Annotated in this window: 16 protein-coding genes; 8 read left to right on the plus strand and 8 right to left on the minus strand. The window is 65.9% G+C overall.

Annotated elements, in window-relative coordinates; genetic code table 11:
- The first annotated feature begins 84 nt into the window (after positions 1–84).
- Positions 85–1,500, plus strand: a complete 1,416-nt coding sequence (locus ACK6C6_RS01570) for a M64 family metallopeptidase (RefSeq protein WP_409265546.1) — start codon at positions 85–87, stop codon at positions 1,498–1,500.
- 140 nt (positions 1,501–1,640) lie between these two features.
- A complete protein-coding gene (locus tag ACK6C6_RS01575) occupies positions 1,641–2,129 on the plus strand; it encodes a hypothetical protein (protein WP_209587381.1) in 489 nt (162 codons plus the stop codon).
- Positions 2,130–2,293: 164 nt separating this feature from the next.
- Here ACK6C6_RS01575 and parC read toward each other — a convergent pair whose 3' ends face one another.
- Together parC and ACK6C6_RS01585 are read right to left on the minus strand one after the other, a co-directional pair.
- A complete protein-coding gene (gene parC, locus ACK6C6_RS01580; RefSeq protein ID WP_409265547.1) occupies positions 2,294–4,627 on the minus strand; it encodes a DNA topoisomerase IV subunit A in 2,334 nt (777 codons plus the stop codon).
- Positions 4,628–4,658: 31 nt separating this feature from the next.
- Positions 4,659–6,656: a DNA topoisomerase IV subunit B gene (locus ACK6C6_RS01585; RefSeq protein WP_209587383.1), complete on the minus strand. Its 1,998-nt coding sequence runs from the start codon at positions 6,654–6,656 to the stop codon at positions 4,659–4,661.
- Positions 6,657–6,810: 154 nt separating this feature from the next.
- Between ACK6C6_RS01585 and ACK6C6_RS01590 the strand changes: the two genes are divergently transcribed.
- The 3 genes from ACK6C6_RS01590 to ACK6C6_RS01600 all read left to right on the plus strand — a co-directional run bounded on the left by ACK6C6_RS01590 (position 6,811) and on the right by ACK6C6_RS01600 (position 9,236).
- Positions 6,811–7,686, plus strand: coding sequence for a two-component system response regulator (locus ACK6C6_RS01590; RefSeq protein ID WP_409265549.1), 876 nt, complete (start codon positions 6,811–6,813; stop codon positions 7,684–7,686).
- A gap of 145 nt (positions 7,687–7,831) precedes the next feature.
- Positions 7,832–8,833 (plus strand): type 1 glutamine amidotransferase, encoded by a 1,002-nt coding sequence (locus ACK6C6_RS01595; RefSeq protein ID WP_209587385.1) that lies wholly within the window; start codon positions 7,832–7,834, stop codon positions 8,831–8,833.
- 88 nt (positions 8,834–8,921) lie between these two features.
- Positions 8,922–9,236 carry a hypothetical protein gene (locus tag ACK6C6_RS01600; protein ID WP_409265550.1) on the plus strand — a complete coding sequence of 105 codons (315 nt, stop codon included), beginning with the start codon at positions 8,922–8,924 and terminating at the stop codon, positions 9,234–9,236.
- Between the two features lie 6 nt (positions 9,237–9,242).
- On the opposite strand, the gene ACK6C6_RS01605 is transcribed toward ACK6C6_RS01600, so the two are convergent.
- Positions 9,243–9,920, minus strand: a complete 678-nt coding sequence (locus ACK6C6_RS01605; RefSeq protein WP_209587387.1) for a helix-turn-helix domain-containing protein — start codon at positions 9,918–9,920, stop codon at positions 9,243–9,245.
- Between the two features lie 73 nt (positions 9,921–9,993).
- Between ACK6C6_RS01605 and ACK6C6_RS01610 the strand changes: the two genes are divergently transcribed.
- Together ACK6C6_RS01610 and ACK6C6_RS01615 are read left to right on the plus strand one after the other, a co-directional pair.
- The gene (locus ACK6C6_RS01610) at positions 9,994–10,323 is read left to right on the plus strand and encodes an NIPSNAP family protein (RefSeq protein WP_209587388.1); all 330 of its coding nucleotides are present in this window, start codon (positions 9,994–9,996) and stop codon (positions 10,321–10,323) included.
- Complete coding sequence (locus ACK6C6_RS01615) at positions 10,320–10,664, plus strand: antibiotic biosynthesis monooxygenase family protein (RefSeq protein ID WP_409265551.1); 345 nt, start codon at positions 10,320–10,322, stop codon at positions 10,662–10,664. The genes ACK6C6_RS01610 and ACK6C6_RS01615 overlap by 4 nt, the downstream gene beginning before the upstream one ends.
- A 7-nt stretch (positions 10,665–10,671) precedes the next feature.
- Here ACK6C6_RS01615 and ACK6C6_RS01620 read toward each other — a convergent pair whose 3' ends face one another.
- The 5 genes from ACK6C6_RS01620 to ACK6C6_RS01640 all read right to left on the minus strand — a co-directional run bounded on the left by ACK6C6_RS01620 (position 10,672) and on the right by ACK6C6_RS01640 (position 15,693).
- Positions 10,672–11,811, minus strand: a complete 1,140-nt coding sequence (locus ACK6C6_RS01620) for a YbdK family carboxylate-amine ligase (protein ID WP_409265552.1) — start codon at positions 11,809–11,811, stop codon at positions 10,672–10,674.
- The gene (locus tag ACK6C6_RS01625; RefSeq protein WP_209587391.1) at positions 11,801–12,991 is read right to left on the minus strand and encodes a cation:proton antiporter; all 1,191 of its coding nucleotides are present in this window, start codon (positions 12,989–12,991) and stop codon (positions 11,801–11,803) included. The genes ACK6C6_RS01620 and ACK6C6_RS01625 overlap by 11 nt, the downstream gene beginning before the upstream one ends.
- 87 nt (positions 12,992–13,078) lie before the next feature.
- Positions 13,079–14,248: a VWA domain-containing protein gene (locus tag ACK6C6_RS01630; RefSeq protein ID WP_209587392.1), complete on the minus strand. Its 1,170-nt coding sequence runs from the start codon at positions 14,246–14,248 to the stop codon at positions 13,079–13,081.
- A gap of 3 nt (positions 14,249–14,251) precedes the next feature.
- On the minus strand, positions 14,252–14,842 hold the full coding sequence (locus tag ACK6C6_RS01635) for a GNAT family N-acetyltransferase (RefSeq protein ID WP_409265554.1): 591 nt from the start codon (positions 14,840–14,842) through the stop codon (positions 14,252–14,254).
- Positions 14,839–15,693, minus strand: a complete 855-nt coding sequence (locus ACK6C6_RS01640; protein WP_409265555.1) for an AAA family ATPase — start codon at positions 15,691–15,693, stop codon at positions 14,839–14,841. The genes ACK6C6_RS01635 and ACK6C6_RS01640 overlap by 4 nt, the downstream gene beginning before the upstream one ends.
- Positions 15,694–15,871: 178 nt before the next feature.
- On the opposite strand from ACK6C6_RS01640, the gene ACK6C6_RS01645 reads away from it, so the two are divergent.
- Complete coding sequence (locus tag ACK6C6_RS01645) at positions 15,872–16,210, plus strand: cytochrome c (RefSeq protein ID WP_209587395.1); 339 nt, start codon at positions 15,872–15,874, stop codon at positions 16,208–16,210.
- Positions 16,211–16,219 lie beyond the last annotated feature (9 nt).

A 16,219-nucleotide genomic window follows, 5' to 3' on the forward strand; every position in this document is an offset into this window, starting at 1 on the left:
CGCGGGGCTGATGGGTACAACTGTCATTTCCGACAGTGCCGCGCCCGTTTTACAATGCAGCTTCCGCACCGAATGGGGATCACCATGTTCCGTCTGCCACTCCGATTCTTCGCTGCCGCGCTGGCGCTGGTCACCGGCTTTGCCTGCGCAGCCCAGCCGGCCACTGTCCGCGTCGACTATACGCACAGCGGCAATGCCTTGTCCGACCAGTATGCATTGGAACGCGTCGTCATCGAACCGCTGCCCTGGCCCGGCAACACGGCGCGCAACGTCGACGAGACCAACCGCGGCCAGAACCGGGTCGAGGTGGTGGACGCGAAGACCGGCGACCTGCTGTACTCGCGCGGCTTCTCGACCGTCTTCGGCGAGTGGCGCACGACGGATGAAGCCAGCAAGATCAGCCGCAGCTTCCAGGAATCGGTACGCTTTCCCAAGCCGGACCGCCCGGTGCGCGTACGCATCCTCAAGCGCGACGAGCGCAACGGGTTCTCGGTGGCCTGGAGCGTCGAGGTGGATGCGGATGCCCAGGAGGTCGTGAAGAAGCAGCCGGACCTGGGCGCGAAGCCGATTCCGGTGCACGTGAGCGGTCCGTCCGCCGACAAGGTCGACCTCCTGATCATGGGTGACGGCTACACTGCCGCGGAAATGAAGAAGTTCGAGGCGGACGCGCGGCGCCTGACCCAGTACCTGTTCTCGGTCTCGCCCTTCAAGGAGCGCGCCAGGGACTTCAACGTCTGGGCGCTGGCGCTGCCCACCAGCGAATCCGGCATCAGCCGCCCGTCCACCGGCATGCACCATGCATCAAAGCTGGGCACCCGCTACGACATCTTCGGCAGCGAGCGCTACGTGCTCACCCTGGACAACCGCGCGCTGCGCGACATCGCCCAGCACGCGCCCTACGAGTTCATCGAGATCCTGGTCAACAACGAGACCTATGGCGGCGGCGGCATCTTCGGCCAGTTCAGCACCGCGGCGGCCGGCAACGGCTGGGCCAACTATCTGTTCGTGCACGAATTCGGCCACCACTTCGCCGGCCTGGCCGACGAGTACTACACCTCGCCGGTCGCCTACGCGGCCGCCAGCACGCGCATGGAACCGTGGGAACCGAACGTCACCGCGCTGCGCGATCCGGCCAACATCAAGTGGAAGCGCCACGTGAAGGCCGGCACGCCGCTGCCGACGCCCTGGCCCAAGGCTGAATACGAGGAAGCCTCGCGCGCCTACCAGAAGAAGCGCGCGGCGCTGCGTGCGGCGAACCGGCCGGAGAGCGAGATGAATGCGCTGTTCATCGAGGACCTGAAGGCGACCAACGCGCTGTTCGCGGGCAAACCCCATCGCCACGACGTGGGCGCCTTCGAGGGTGCGAATTACGAAGCCACCGGCTACTACCGGCCGGCAATGCAATGCCTGATGTTCGACCGCAGCGAAGCCTTCTGCCCGGTGTGCCAGGATGGGATTGCCGACATCATCGACCTGTATGCGGGGAAAACTCGACCGTAAACTTTGCTTACAAAATGTCAAGGGTCTAAGTGGGCTGGCTAACAGACCCGGCGAGTGGAGAGTCCGTATTCTGGACTCGTCGTCACAACAATTATTTGCGCAAGCAGCACCGCGCGACCACTCACCGGAAAGGAATCACCATGAACAAACTGATCGCCACCCTCATCGCCGGCCTGTTCGCCACCGCCGCCCACGCCCAGACCGCCACCACCCCGGCCGCCAACAGCGCCGTCGTGAAGGCCGAAGCCAAGGCCGAGAAGGACATCGTCAAGGCGGAAGCCAAGGAAGTGAAGACCGCGGCCAAGGCCGACGAAAAAGTGAACAAGGCGGTTGCCAAGGCCAACGAGAAGAAAGCCGAAGCCCACGCCGACGCCGTGAAGGCGCATGCCAACGCCGTCGAGAAGGTGGCGAAGGCCGATCCGGAAGACCGTGCCAAGGCGGTTGCCAAGGCCGAAGAAAAGATCGCCGACGCCAACCTGAAGGCCGACAAGAAGATGATCAAGGCGGACGAGAAGCTGCTCAAGACCCAGGTCGATGCGGCTGCCGACAAGGCCACTGCCGCGGCCAAGACCGAGCAGGCCCGTGCCGAAGCGACCGCGGACGTGCACAAGGCGGCTGCCAAGCATTAAGCCGGCGCCGCCCCAAGTAAAAACGCCGGCTTGCGAGCCGGCGTTCTGCTTTTGTAGGGTGGGCGGATTTCCGCTCACGCGGTCAAACTACGCTAGATCTGCCTGCGCGTCGAATTAACCGCTATCTATCACCGCGTGGGCGGGAAACCCGCCCACCCTACGGGTCAGGTGCTCGTTTCGGTCGCCCGCATCGCCAAATCCTGCGCCTTGAGCTTGGCCGACAGCGGCTTGCCCTTGCGCGCGCGCTTGCCGAAGTGCGGCTCGAGGCCCGATGCGAACAGCTCCACCGTGCGCGGCTTCGAGCCGGCCCAGGTGCCGATCACGTTCACGCCCTTCTGGTTGATCGGCTGCGCCGCCAGCAGGGTTTCCTTCGGCTCCAGTTCCATCAGCGTCACGCCGCGGCCGCCGTTGGTCAGCACCTTCATCTCGTCGATGCCGAACACCAGCACGCGGCCCTTTTCGGACAGGCAGGCGATCGCGCCGGCGGTGTCGCTCACGATCCGCGGCGCCAGCGGCACGGCCCCTTCGTCGAGCGTGATGAAGGACTTGCCGCCCTTCAGCCGGCTGATCATGTCGCCGGCCTTGGCGATGAAGCCGAAGCCGTTCGACGAGGCCAGCAGCAGGCGCGTTTCCGGGTTGCCCGCGAAGTAGTGCAGGATGCGCACGCCGCCCGACAGGTCGACCAGGGTGGTGATCGGCACGCCGTCGCCGCGCGCGCCCGGCAGGGCGGCTACCGGCACCGAGAAGGACTTGCCGTTGCTGCCGATACCGATCAGGGAATCGACCGTGCGGCACTCGAAGGCCTGGAGCAGCGAGTCGCCGGCCTTGAAGGTGAACTGCGCCGGGTCGTGGCCGATGCCGGTGCGCGCGCGCACCCAGCCTTTCTCGGACACGATCACCGTCACCGGCTCGTCGATGACCTTCTGCTCGGCCACGGCGCGCTCGGCTTCCTCGATCAGGGTGCGGCGCTCGTCGCCGTACTGCTTGGCGTCCTGCTCGATCTCGCGGATGATCAGGCGCTTCATGCTGGACGGATTATTCAGGATGTCTTCCAGCTTTTCCTTCTCGCTGCGCAGCTCGGCCAGCTCCTGCTGGATCTTGATCGCTTCCAGGCGCGCCAGCTGGCGCAGGCGGATCTCGAGGATGTCCTCGGCCTGGCGCTCCGACAGACGGAAGCGCTCGATCAGCGCGGCCTTCGGCTCGTCCGAATTACGGATGATGGCGATGACTTCGTCGATGTTCAGCAGGACGGTCTCGCGGCCCTCCAGGATGTGGATGCGGTCGTTGACCTTGCCCAGCCTGAATTCGGTACGGCGGCGCACGGTGACGAAGCGGAAGTCGATCCATTCCTGCAGGATGTCGGTCAGGCCTTTCTGGCGCGGACGGCCGTCGCCGCCGATCATCACCAGGTTCATCGGGCTGGAGGTCTCGAGCGAGGTATGCGCGAGCAGCATCAGCATGAACTCGTTCTGGTCCTGGTTCTTCGACTTCGGCTCGAACACGATGCGCACCGCCGCTTCGCGGCCCGATTCGTCGCGCACGGTGTCGAGCGCGCCGAGGATGGTCTGCTTCAGCGCCAGCTGCTCCGGCAGCAGGGCCTTCTTGCCGGCCTTGACCTTCGGGTTGGTGAGTTCCTCGATTTCTTCCAGCACGCGCTGGGCCGAGCAGCCCGGCGGCAGTTCGGTGACCACCGCCTGCCACTGGCCGCGCGCCAGTTCTTCGATCTTCCAGCGCGCGCGCACCTTGAGCGAGCCGCGGCCGCTGGCGTACATGTCGGCGATGTTCGAGGCGGGGGTGATGATCTGGCCGCCGCCCGGGAAGTCCGGACCGGTGATCAAGGTCATCAGTTCGGCGTGGGTGATCTTCGGGTTGCGAATCAGGGCCACGGCGGCCTGCGCCACCTCGCGCAGGTTGTGCGAGGGGATCTCGGTGGCCATGCCGACCGCGATGCCGGAGGCGCCGTTGAGCAGCACCATCGGCAGGCGCGCCGGCAGCTGGCGCGGCTCGGTGGTGGAGCCGTCGTAGTTCGGCTGGAAGTCCACCGTGCCCATGTCGAGTTCGTCGAGCAGCAGGCGCGACACCGGCGTCAGGCGCGCTTCGGTATAGCGCATCGCCGCGGCGCCGTCGCCGTCGCGCGAGCCGAAGTTGCCCTGGCCGTCGATCAGCGGGTAGCGCAGCGAGAAGTCCTGGGCCATGCGCACCAGCGCGTCGTACACCGACTGGTCGCCGTGCGGGTGCAGTTTACCGAGCACGTCGCCGACCACGGTGGCCGATTTGCGCGGCTTGGCGGTGTGGCCCAGGCCCAGTTCGTGCATCGAGTACAGGATGCGGCGCTGGACCGGCTTCTGGCCGTCCGAGACGTCCGGCAGCGCGCGGCCCTTGACCACCGAGACGGCGTAGTCGAGGTAGGCGCGCTCGGCGAAGGTGGATAGGGTGAGCGTCTCGGTGTCGTCCGAAGGCGCGTTTTGTTGTTCGAAGAGGCTTGCTTGCGTCGTCATGATCTATTCGTTCTGTTCGGCGGGCGCGACGTCAGATGTCGGCTTCCGTTTCGTTGCCGTGTTCTTCCAGCCAGGCGCGACGGGCGGCGGCTTCGCCTTTCCCCATCAGCATGTTGAAGCGCGAGCCCGACTCGGCCAGGCTGTACTGGCCGAAGGCGACCGGCAAGAGGCGGCGGGTGTCCGGGTTCATGGTGGTTTCCCACAGCTGTTCCGCATTCATCTCGCCCAGGCCCTTGAAGCGCGAGATGCTCCACACGCCTTCCTTCAGTCCTTCTTTTTTCAGCTTGTCCTCGATGGCCAGCAGTTCGCCGTCGTCCAGCGCGTAGAGCTTCTGCAGCGGCTTCTTGCCGCGTGCCGGCACGTCGACGCGATACAAGGGAGGACGTGCCACGCAGATGTGGCCGTTGCGGAACAGGGCAGGGAAGTGCCTGAAGAACAGCGTCAGCAGCAGCACCTGGATGTGCGAGCCGTCCACGTCCGCATCGGACAGGATGCAGATCTTCCCGTAGCGCAGGCCGGTCAGGTCCGGATTGTCGTCGACGCCGTGCGGGTCGACGCCGATTGCCACCGCGATGTCGTGGATCTCGTTGTTCGCGAACAGGCGGTCGCGCTCGGTCTCCCAGGAGTTCAGCACCTTGCCGCGCAGCGGCAGGATGGCCTGGAACTCCTTGTCGCGGCCCATCTTGGCCGAGCCGCCCGCCGAGTCGCCCTCGACCAGGAACAGCTCGTTGCGGGTGATGTCGGTCGATTCGCAATCGGTCAGCTTGCCCGGCAACACGGCCACGCCCGAGGACTTCTTCTTCTCGACCTTCTGCAGCGAACGCAGGCGCGATTGCGCCTGCTTGATGACGAGTTCGGCCAGCTTCTTGCCGTATTCGACGTGCTGGTTCAGCCACAACTCGAGCGGCGGGCGGGTGAAGGTCGAAACCAGCTTGACCGCGTCGCGCGAGTTCAGGCGTTCCTTGGTCTGGCCCTGGAACTGCGGGTCCAGCACTTTTGCCGACAGCACGAAGGAGACGCGTGCGAACACGTCTTCCGGCAGCAGCTTGACGCCTTTCGGCAGCAGCGAATGCATCTCCACGAAGCTCTTCACCGCGCCGAACAGGCCGTCGCGCAGGCCGGACTCGTGGGTGCCGCCGCTCACGGTCGGGATCAGGTTGACGTAGGACTCGCGCACCACGCTGCCTTCCTCGGTCCAGGCCACCACCCAGGCCGCACCTTCGCCCTCGGCGAAGCCCTCGTCACCGAGCGCGGCGTACTGCGCACCTTCGAACAGCGGAATCACGGTCTGGCCGTTGGAGGCCTGGGCCAGCGCCTCGGTCAGGTAGCCGCGCAGGCCTTCGTCGTAGCGCCAGGTCTGGACGTCGCCGGTCTTGGCATTGGTGAGCGTGACGGTCACGCCCGGCAGCAGCACGGCCTTCGAGCGCAGCAGGCGCTGCATGTCGCCAAGGGGAATATTGGGCGAATCGAAGTACTTCGGGTCGGGGCGGGCGGTGACGCGGGTGCCGTTCTTCTTGCCGCCGCGTTCAGCAGGACGCGAAGCCAGGGGCTCGACCAGGTCGCCGTTCTCGAAGGCCAGCTCGTGCACGCCATTGCCCTCGTCGTCCTTGCGCCAGACGGTGATTTCCAGGCGCGTGGACAGCGCATTGGTGACCGACACGCCGACGCCGTGCAGGCCGCCCGAGAAGGCATAGGCGCCGCCCGAGCCCTTGTCGAACTTGCCGCCCGCGTGCAGGCGGGTGAAGACGATCTCGACCGTCGGCACGTTTTCTTCCGGGTGCAGTCCAACCGGGATGCCGCGGCCATCGTCTTCGACCGTGACCGAGCCGTCCGTGTTCAGGGTGACGGCGATGTTCTTGCAGTGTCCGCCCAACGCCTCGTCGGAGGCGTTGTCGATCACTTCCTGGATGATGTGCAGCGGGTTTTCGGTCCGGGTGTACATGCCCGGACGCTGTTTCACGGGCTCGAGTCCTTTGAGGACGCGGATGGATGATTCGCTGTAGTCAGATGCGGGTTTCTTGGAAGCCATGCTGGTATGTGTAAATTCAATGCTTGCGCATTCTATCTCTTGTCACGCGGAAAGTTGGCCATTTTTGAGATGCCAAACGTGCTTGTTAGTCCACACTATTGTGCTAGATTAAAACGATGTGACCGGAAGTGTTATTGGAAAGGCTGGAAAAGCGATGCCCGCAGCCAGATATCCATTTACCGTCCGCCTGGTCGGTTTCGCGCCCCCTGAATGCGCCCAGCTCGAGACGCTGCTGGCGCAAGCCCCGCTGGCGGGGCCGGCGTATTTTTGCCTGCACGACGACAGTTTGCAAGAACCCGACCTGTACATCGCCGATGGCGCCAATCCGGCCGCCCTGGCGCGCCTGGCCTGCCTGCCGCCCGGCGCACCCCAGCCCATCCTCCTGATCGGCGGCGATGGCGCCAGCATTCGCCGCACCCTGCCGCGTCCCATCGATCCCGCCAGCCTGTACGAGGCCCTGGCCGAACTGCTCGACACCCGCGTGCAGGCGCTGGCAGCCCTGGCCGCGCGCGGCGAACGCTGCCTGCCCGAGCGGCGCCGAAGGCCGCGGCTGGTGCCGGACACCGAGACGCCAGATTATTACCAGCGCTTGCGCCACGGCCCGCCGGACGGCGCCGTCCTCATCATCGACAAGGGCGGCGCCTTCCGCGACCATGTGGCGCGGGTCGTGGCCAATCCGCTTGCCAACCCTTCGAGCAGCACGCCCGGCAACGCCACCGTCTCGCGGCCGGTCGAATGGACCGACAGCAGCCGCGCCGCCGTGCGCCTGTGCGACGAGACGCCCGTGTCGCTGGTCATGATCAACACCTGCGCTCCGGGCATCGAACCGTACAGCCTGAGCAGCGCCATCAAATCGCAGGAAGGCGCAGGGCGTACCGCCGTGCTGTTTCTTGTTGGGCAATCGTTCAAGTACGACAGCCTGCGCGCCCGCGATGCCGGCGTGCGCGGACTGCTCGACAAACCCGTGGCCGACCGCCACCTGCTGGCTACCTTCCAGAAGCTGCTGGCACTACCAATCAGCAAGCCTTAATAAAAACTACTGTAATTGCATACAGTATCAACCGAAACGGGATTTCCCGCAAGCTGCCGGTTTTGCAACATGCCTGCGCGGCGCGATGAGCTTTTTGTAACAACTTCAAATCGTGCGCGGCCATGGCGCGGCTATATTGCTAGTCATGGCGCAAGACGAACCCCAACCACCCCCGGAAGTGCCCGGTCCCCCGATCGAGAAGCGTCCCGAAGCCCCGGTGCGGGTGCCCGACCGGCGCGCGACCCAGGGGCAGACCATGCGCGGGCATGCCAAGTACCAACGCGACGGCGATACGCCGCTGGCGCTGGCCGGGCGCGTCATCGGCTCGCGCTGGCGCGCCCTGCGCGAGCGTTTCAACCGCGATTTCATGAACCGTACCCTGCACATCGGGGTGTCGGCGCGCATCTTCCATCCGGAACCCGGCGCCCGGGGCCTGCTCAGCAAGAACCTGCAATATCTCGAAGAATCGATCGCCCAGTGGGTGATGTCGCGCGACGTGCTGGTGTTCATGATCCCCACTGTGAACACGAACGGCTTGCTCCACCCCAGCAACATCACCTTGCGCCACTATGCGCGCCACCTTGACGGGCTGGTGCTGCAGGGCGGGGCGGACGTGGCGCCGCAGACTTATTCCGAGGTGCCGACCCGGCCCGAGTGGAGCGGCGACCGCGCACGCGACGTCTACGAGCTCGAGCTGCTGCACGAATTCGTCGATGCCGGTAAACCCGTGCTGGGCGTGTGCCGCGGCTGCCAGCTGATCAACGTCGCCTTCGGCGGCACGCTCTACCAGGACGTGCTCACCAACGTGCCCGATGCCCTGGCCCACGTGCAGGACATCTACGATGCGCACCGCCATGCCATCCGCTTCCCGGCCGGTTCCTCGCTCGGCAAGATGTTCCACGGTGTCGAACGGCCGATCGTCAATTCGATCCACCACCAGGCGGTCAAGGAACTGGGGCGCGACATCCGCGTCGAGGCCTATTCCGAGCCCGACGGCATCGTCGAGGCGATCCGCTACGAGCGGGCCGACTTCGTCATGGGCCTGCAGTGGCACCCGGAATTCCACCGCGCCGGCGGCGTCGAGCTGCTCGACTGCACGCCGGTGCTGGACGAATTCCTGCGCGCGGCGCGCGAGACCCGGTTGTAATCAATAAACGCTTGCTTTCATCTCCCGGCCGGACAATAATAAATGAGAATCATTCTCATTCATTCGATTGTTTCCTTGGGAGGTGTGCATGAGTATTCCTGTCGCAGACCCTGCGCGCAGCCAGGACGTGCTGCTGGTGGCGTCGCTGCTGCACCTGATGTCGCACTACACCGCGCGCGCTGACGGCGAGCAGCCCTGCGTCAAGCTGGCGTCGGTGATCGAGCGCCACCTGTGCGCGCTGTCGCGGCTGCCGGACGCCGATCCGGTGCTGCGCGCCACCTGCGAACAGCTGGCCGAGCGCTGGGCCGGATTGGTGGACGCGCAGCTGCCGCCGCCGGTGAAGCAGCCCCTGCTGGCCAGGTTCATGAAGGGGACGTGGGGAGCAAAGGCGGTGGCGCAGTGAGCCTGGCTAAGCCAGCCACTCCCGCAGCGCGGCTTCTCCAGCCGCACTGAAGGCCAGCACGCGCGATTCCGGCACCCGCTTGGCCCACCCCAGCGCTTCGAAGCGGTCGAGCAGGGCCGCCCCGAGCACCCCCGCCAGATGGTGGCGCCGCTCGCTCCAATCCAGGCAGGTGCGGCAGTAGGGCCGCCGGCTGCCCGCGGGCGCGCCGGCATCCACGCCCAGCTCGGCCACCAGCAGCGTGCCCTGCGCCGTCAGCCCGATGCCGCCCGGCCCAGCCTCGAATGCGCCGCGTTGGGCGAGCCTCTCGTACATCAGCACGCCGAGCTCTCCGGCCAGGTGGTCATAGCACACGCGCGCCTTGCGCAGCGCCGGCTCGCGCGGACCGGTGCGCCTGCGCGTGCCCACCGCGCCGGACGCCACGCCCATCAGCACCTCCAGCATCTGCGCCACCTCGGCATCGGCAATGCGGAAGTAGCGGTGGCGCCCTTGCGGCTCGACGGCCAGCAGTCCGGCATCGACCAGTTGCGCCAGGTGGGCACTGATGGTCTGGCGCGTGACGCCGGCGGCATCGGCGAGCTCGGTTGCGCTCAAGGCCTTGCCGGCCATGAGCACGGTCAGGGCCTGGGCGCGGGCGTGATCGCCGATCAGCGCGGCAATAGTGGTGATGTTCGGTCCGTCCGTCATGCTTCGATCTTAGCCGAAGCATCCGCCAGCAGGAAGGCATACAGTGGCCGCTCCGACAACATGAGGAGCTGGCATGACCATCACCTGTTTCATCCGTTACCAGATCGATCCTTTCCAGCGCGAAGCCTTTCGCCGCTATGCCGAAAACTGGGGACGCATCATTCCGCGCTGCGGCGGCCATCTGCTCGGCTACTTCCTGCCGCACGAAGGGACCAACGACGAAGCCTGGGGGCTGGTTGCTTTCGACAGCCTGGCCGCCTATGAAGCCTACCGGACGCGCCTGAAACTCGACCCGGAGGCGCGCGACAACTTCGCGCTGGCGCAGGAACAGCGCTTCATCCTGCGCGAACAGCGCAGTTTCACCGAGCTCGTCGAGGGCACGCTGGGACGGCGGGCAGCATGATCGCCGTGATCTTCGAGGTCGAGCCTGACCCGGCGCACAGGCAGGCATACCTCGACATCGCCGCGGGCCTGCGCGCGCAGCTGGAAGCCATCGACGGCTTCGTGTCGGTGGAGCGCTTCGAATCGCTGTCCTGCCCGGGACGGATCCTGTCGCTGTCGTTCTGGCGCGATGAAGAAGCGGTGGGGCAATGGCGCCAGCTCGAATCGCACCGGGCGGCGCAGGCGCGCGGCCGCGCGGGCTTGTTCCGTGCCTACCGGCTGCGGGTGGCACGGGTAGCACGCGACTATGGCTTGCACGAGCGCGGCGAGGCGCCGCCGGACGCCCGCGCCGTCCACGGCTGAAGCACGGCTAGCGGACCAGGCGCATGCGGCGCTCGCCCCTGAAGCGCTGGATCGCCCCGTTCACCATGCCTTCGACGCTGCCTTCGCGTTCGAAGACCTGGCGCAGCTGGGCCGCGTCGCTGCCTTCGCGCGCCGCCTGCGCCAGGTGCTGCAGCGCCTCGACGCTGCCCAGCGCCTCGGCATGCGGCATCATGTTGTCCAGCGTGGCCAGGATGTCCTCGCGCATCGGCACGTTGGCATAGGTCTTCGGATGCGTGATCGCGCCCTCCAGCCCGAAGCGGCAGGCCTGGAAGCGGTTGTAGTTGTAGACCAGGTAGTCGTCCTCCACCGGCGGCGCGTCGACCCGCTGCAGCAGGTGCCGGCACAGGGCCTGCAGGTAGGCCGCCAGCGCCGCCGCGCGCTCCACCGTGAGCGGCGTGTCGCACACGCGCAGCTCGATGGTGCCGTACTCGGGCTTGGGCCGCAGGTCCCAGTAGAAGTCCTTCATGCTCTTGATGATGTTGGTGCGCTCCATCTTGGCGAAGTACACGTCGGTGAACTCCTGCCAACTCAGGACGAAAGGCGCACGCCCGCTCATCGGGAAGGCGAACACCGAGTTCAGCCGCGCCGAATCGAAGCCGCTGTCGTGCCCTTGCACGAAGGGCGAGGAGCTCGACAAGGCGATGAAGTGCGGCAGGTAGCGGTTCAGCGCGTGCAGCAGGTACAGGGCATCGTCGCCGTTGGCGCATCCGATGTGCACGTGCTGGCCGAATACGGTGAACTGCTTGGCCAGGTAGCCGTACAGCTGCGACAGGTATTCGTAGCGCGGCTTGCTCGAGATCTTCTGATCCGACCAGTGCTGGAACGGATGGGTGCCGCCGCCGGCGATGCCGATGTTGAGCATGTCGCCGGCCGCCACCAGGGTGTCGCGGATGGCCCGCAATTCCTCCAGCAGCGGCCCGTAGGACGAGTGCACGCTCGAGTTAATCTCGATCATGCTCTCGGTGATCTCGGGCGTCACGTTGCCGGGGAAGGGCTTGCGCTTCAGGAGGTGCAGCAGGTCGGGGGCCGCCGCGGTCAGGTTGAAGTCCGACAGGCTGACCAGCTGCAGTTCCAGTTCGACGCCGAAGGTGAGCGGCTGCGAGGGATTGAAGGCTTCAAGCGGCATCGGGACGCTCCGGAGCTTCGCGCGCCCACACCAGGGCGCGCTGGATGATGACGGGACCGAACACTTCGAGCAGCATCGTCACCGCGGCCATCGCGCGCAGTTCCTCGACGACGTGCACGCCCGCATGGCGCGCATGTTCGATCAGCAGGATCACGAACACCGACAAGGGCGCCAGCCCCAGGCTGGTGAGCGCGCCTTTGCGCCACGACACGCCGGACAGGTGGGCAAACGCGGTCACCCCGACGGTCTTGGCCAGCTGGCGCACCGCCACCACGATCACCGCCAGCGTCGCGCCGGTTGCCACCTGGCGCCAGTCGAGCGTGGAGGCGGCGTAGATGAACAGCAGCACGGTCAGCACTTCGCCCAGCGCGCCGAAATTGCGCTGCGCCTGGCTGAAGGCGATGCGGCGATGGCGCGCCGTCAGGCCGAACGTGAGCGCCGCGATGTAGGGCGAGAGCGAACCGGCATCGCAGATCGCTACCAGCAGCACGATGGCGAGCGCGAAGGCGGCCGTGGCATCGTGGCGCGGGTTGTGCAGGACGCGCAGCAGGGCGGGGACGGCGACGCCGAACACCGCGCCGACCAGGGCCGACCCGGCCAGTGTGACGAGGCTTTGCCACAGGGCCTCGCCCACCGCGTCAAAAGTGTGGAAGATCCAGAAGCCGATGATGGCATTGAAGGCGAACACCGCCAGCACGCAGTTCAGCGCCGTCAGGTGCAGCACGCGCTCGGTGACCTGGCCCGAGCTGCGGTATTCGTTGATGACGCGGACGATGGTGGCGGGCGAGGTGCCCATCGAGAGGGCGGCCATCATCAGCGCCACCAGCTGGGAGCTGCCGAAGGCCAGCGCCACCAGGTAGACCAGTACGAAAGTGAGCAGGCTTTCCGCCAGCCCGGCCACCCCGATCCAGGGATTGTGGCGCAGCCAGCGCAGGTTGATGCGGTAGCCCAGCTCGAACAGGATCAGGCCGAAGGCGATGTCGGCCAACAGCGCCACCGGGCCGGCGTCGGGCGCCGGGAGCACCCCGATCTGGGTGCTGCCCAGCGCGAAGCCGACCAGGCCATAGAAGCTGATGCGGGGCAGGCCCGTGAAGCGCTGGCCGAATTCGCCGGCCAGCCAGGCGATGGCGAGCGCGATCGGCCACGCAAGGCTGGTCAGGATGGGCAGCAGGTCCGGCATCGGTTCTCCCTCTCGTTCGACCGACATGTGGTCGTTTTGTTAATTCTACAAGAGGGTCTTGCGCGCACGATTGACCTGCGGAGGGTCCTACTTCGAGAGCAGTCGCATGGCCCGTTCCAGCCCTTCCAGGGTGATCGGGAACATCCGGTTATTCATGATCTGCCGGATCACGGCGATCGATTGCCGGTATTCCCACAGGTGTTCCGGCTCGGGATTGAGCCAGGCGAACTTGGGAAAGGCGCTGGTGAAGCGCGCCAGCCAGGCGGCGCCGGCTTCCTCGTTGTTGTACTCGACCGAGCCGCCCGGCGCCAGCACCTCGTAGGGACTCATGGTGGCGTCGCCGACAAAAATCACGCGGGTGTCGTTCGGGTAGGTGCGCAGCACGTCCCAGGTCGGGAAGCGCTCGCTGTGGCGGCGCCGGTTGTTCTTCCACAGGTAGTCGTAGACGCAGTTATGGAAGTAATAGAACTCCATGTTCTTGAACTCGCTCTTGGCGGCCGAGAACAGTTCTTCCACGCGCTCGATGTGGTCGTCCATCGAGCCGCCGACATCGAGCAGCATCACCACCTTGATGCGGTTCTTGCGCTCCGGTTGCATGCGAATGTCGAGGTAGCCCGCGTTGCTGGCGGTGGCGCGGATGGTGTCGTCCAGCGCCAGTTCTTCCGCCGCGCCGGTACGGGCGAAGCGGCGCAGGCGGCGCAGCGCCACCTTGATGTTGCGGGTGCCGAGCTCGCGCTCGTCGTCGTAGTCGCGGTAGCTGCGCTGCTCCCAGACCTTGACCGCCGTGCGGTTGCGGCCCTGGCCGCCGATGCGGATGCCTTCCGGGTTGGTGCCGCCGTTCCCGAAGGGCGAGGTGCCGCCGGTGCCGATCCACTTGTTGCCGCCCTCGTGGCGTCCCTTTTGTTCCTTCAGCAGTTCTTCCAGGCGCTGCTGCAGCTTGTCGTAGCCGAGCTTTTCCAGCGCGGCCTTTTGTTCGGGCGTGAGCTCGCGCTCGAAGCGCTTGAGCAGCCAGTCGAGCGGAATGTCGGCCTTCTCGTCGAACACCGCGTTCACGCCCTTGAAGTAGGCGCCGAAGGCGCGGTCGAACTTGTCGAAGTGGGCCTCGTCCTTCACCAGCGTCAGGCGCGCGAGGTAGTAGAACTCGTCGAGCGAGGGCGCGGTCACGCCCTGCTGCAGGGCTTCCAGCAGGGTCAGGAATTCCTTGATCGTGACCGGGACCTTGGCGTCACGCAGGGTGTAGAAGAAATCGATCAGCATGGTTCAGACTCGTGCGTGCCGCTCCAGGCGCTCGTGCAGGGCGCGCTTGATGAGCGGCCATTCGCCCCGCAGGATGCTGTACATGACCGTGTCGCGCACCGTGCCGTCGCGGCGCAGGGCGTGGTGGCGGATGACCCCATCCTTCTTCGCGCCCAGGGCCTCGATGGCGGTCTGTGAGGCAAAGTTCTCGCAGTCGGTGCGCAGGCCGACCACCCCGCAGCCGAGGGTGTCGAAGGCGTGTGACAGCAGGAGCAGCTTGCAGCTGGTGTTCACATGGGTGCGCTGGACGCGCCTGGCGTACCAGGTGTAGCCGATCTCGACGCGGTCCACGCTCGGGACGATGTCGTGGTAGCTGGTCGTGCCCAGCACGCTGCCGTGGCGCGCGTCGACCACGGCGAAGGCGAGGCGGTCGCGCGTGTCGAGCGCGGTGCCGATGTACTGCGCCGCATTGTGCGGCTCGGGCACGCTGGTCACGCGCAGCTTCCACAGTTCGCCGTCACTGGCGGCGGCGCGCAGGCCGTCCTCGTGGTGCGGCGCCAGCGGCTCCAGGCGCAGGCCGTTGAACTCGAGCGTGGCAGGCAGCACCTTGATCACCGGTTGGTCCTCGACATGTAGACCAGGCGCTCGAACAGGTGCACATCCTGCTCGTTCTTCAGCAGGGCGCCGTGCAGCGGCGGCACGATGGCTTTCCCGTCCTGGCTGCGCAGGGCATCAAACGGGATGTCCTCGGCCAGCAGGAGCTTGAGCCAGTCGAGGAATTCCGAGGTCGAGGGCTTCTTCTTGATGCCGGCCACCTCGCGCAGCTCGTAGAAGCTCTGCAGGGCGGCCCCCAGGAGGTCCTGCTTCAGGGTCGGGAAGTGCACCTTGACGATGTCAGCCATGGTGTCCCGGTCCGGGAATTTGATGTAATGGAAGAAGCAGCGGCGCAGGAATGCATCCGGCAATTCCTTCTCGTTGTTCGAGGTGATGATCACCAGCGGGCGGTGCTTGGCCACCACCATCTCGCGCGTCTCGTAGACGTAGAACTCCATGCGGTCCAGTTCGCGCAGCAGGTCGTTCGGGAACTCGATGTCGGCCTTGTCGATCTCGTCGATAAGCAGGACGGTTGGTTCCGGCGCGGTGAAGGCCTGCCACAGCACGCCCTTGACGATGTAGTTGTGGATGTCGCGCACGCGCTCGTCGCCCAGCTGCGAGTCGCGCAGGCGCGACACCGCGTCGTACTCGTACAGGCCCTGCTGGGCCTTGGTGGTCGACTTCACGTGCCACTGCAGCAGCGGCATGTCGAGCGCGGCCGCCACTTCCTCGGCCAGCATGGTCTTGCCGGTGCCCGGCTCGCCCTTGATCAGGAGCGGGCGGCCGAGCGTGAGCGCGGCGTTGACGGCCAGTTTCAGGTCGGCGGTGGCGACGTAGTTGTCGCTGCCTTCGAAGCGTGGGGAAGCGTGCATGGGCGTTCTGGATTGGAGTGAAATGAAGCCGAGTATATGCCAGAACACAGGCGCGGACAGGGCTGCGCGCGTTTGTAGACTGGTGACAACTCTTCAGATAGAATCGACAGGTTGGTAGTCCATTTGCTAACTTTTTGTGCGTTTGCGGTATTCGAATTACAACTAACGAGCCACACCCATGAAAAAATCTTTAGCACTACTGGTATTGGCAGCGTTTGCTGGTACCGCAGCCGCGGCGGAAGTTGTCGGCAATCCGAAAGCAGCACCGGCCAAGATCGAAATGTGCATCGGCTGCCACGGCATCCCGGGCTACAAGTCGGGCTTCCCCGAGGTCTACCGCGTTCCCATGATCGGCGGCCAGTCGGCCAAGTACATCGAAAGCGCGCTGAAGGCCTATCGCAAGGGCGAGCGCAAGAACCCGTCGATGATGGGCATCGCCGCCTCGCTGAGCGACCAGGACATCGCCGACGTCGCCGCCTACTATTCGCAGCAGACCCCCGCCACCGCCAAACGCTAAGGACCAGCC

Origin of the sequence: Massilia sp. BHUDP2 (assembly GCF_046236355.1) — a bacterium.
Classification (GTDB): Bacteria; Pseudomonadota; Gammaproteobacteria; order Burkholderiales; family Burkholderiaceae_D; genus Telluria; species Telluria varians.

Coding starts and splice junctions, on each gene's coding strand:
- ACK6C6_RS01610 (WP_209587388.1), top strand. CDS start 9,994: ATGACCATCACCTGTTTCATCCGTTACCAGATCGATCCTTTCCAGCGC.
- ACK6C6_RS01595 (WP_209587385.1), top strand. CDS start 7,832: ATGGCGCAAGACGAACCCCAACCACCCCCGGAAGTGCCCGGTCCCCCG.
- ACK6C6_RS01615 (WP_409265551.1), top strand. CDS start 10,320: ATGATCGCCGTGATCTTCGAGGTCGAGCCTGACCCGGCGCACAGGCAG.
- ACK6C6_RS01570 (WP_409265546.1), top strand. CDS start 85: ATGTTCCGTCTGCCACTCCGATTCTTCGCTGCCGCGCTGGCGCTGGTC.
- ACK6C6_RS01625 (WP_209587391.1), bottom strand. CDS start 12,991: ATGCCGGACCTGCTGCCCATCCTGACCAGCCTTGCGTGGCCGATCGCG.
- ACK6C6_RS01630 (WP_209587392.1), bottom strand. CDS start 14,248: ATGCTGATCGATTTCTTCTACACCCTGCGTGACGCCAAGGTCCCGGTC.
- ACK6C6_RS01605 (WP_209587387.1), bottom strand. CDS start 9,920: ATGACGGACGGACCGAACATCACCACTATTGCCGCGCTGATCGGCGAT.
- ACK6C6_RS01585 (WP_209587383.1), bottom strand. CDS start 6,656: ATGGCTTCCAAGAAACCCGCATCTGACTACAGCGAATCATCCATCCGC.
- ACK6C6_RS01645 (WP_209587395.1), top strand. CDS start 15,872: ATGAAAAAATCTTTAGCACTACTGGTATTGGCAGCGTTTGCTGGTACC.
- parC (WP_409265547.1), bottom strand. CDS start 4,627: ATGACGACGCAAGCAAGCCTCTTCGAACAACAAAACGCGCCTTCGGAC.
- ACK6C6_RS01575 (WP_209587381.1), top strand. CDS start 1,641: ATGAACAAACTGATCGCCACCCTCATCGCCGGCCTGTTCGCCACCGCC.
- ACK6C6_RS01590 (WP_409265549.1), top strand. CDS start 6,811: ATGCCCGCAGCCAGATATCCATTTACCGTCCGCCTGGTCGGTTTCGCG.
- ACK6C6_RS01620 (WP_409265552.1), bottom strand. CDS start 11,811: ATGCCGCTTGAAGCCTTCAATCCCTCGCAGCCGCTCACCTTCGGCGTC.
- ACK6C6_RS01600 (WP_409265550.1), top strand. CDS start 8,922: ATGAGTATTCCTGTCGCAGACCCTGCGCGCAGCCAGGACGTGCTGCTG.
- ACK6C6_RS01640 (WP_409265555.1), bottom strand. CDS start 15,693: ATGCACGCTTCCCCACGCTTCGAAGGCAGCGACAACTACGTCGCCACC.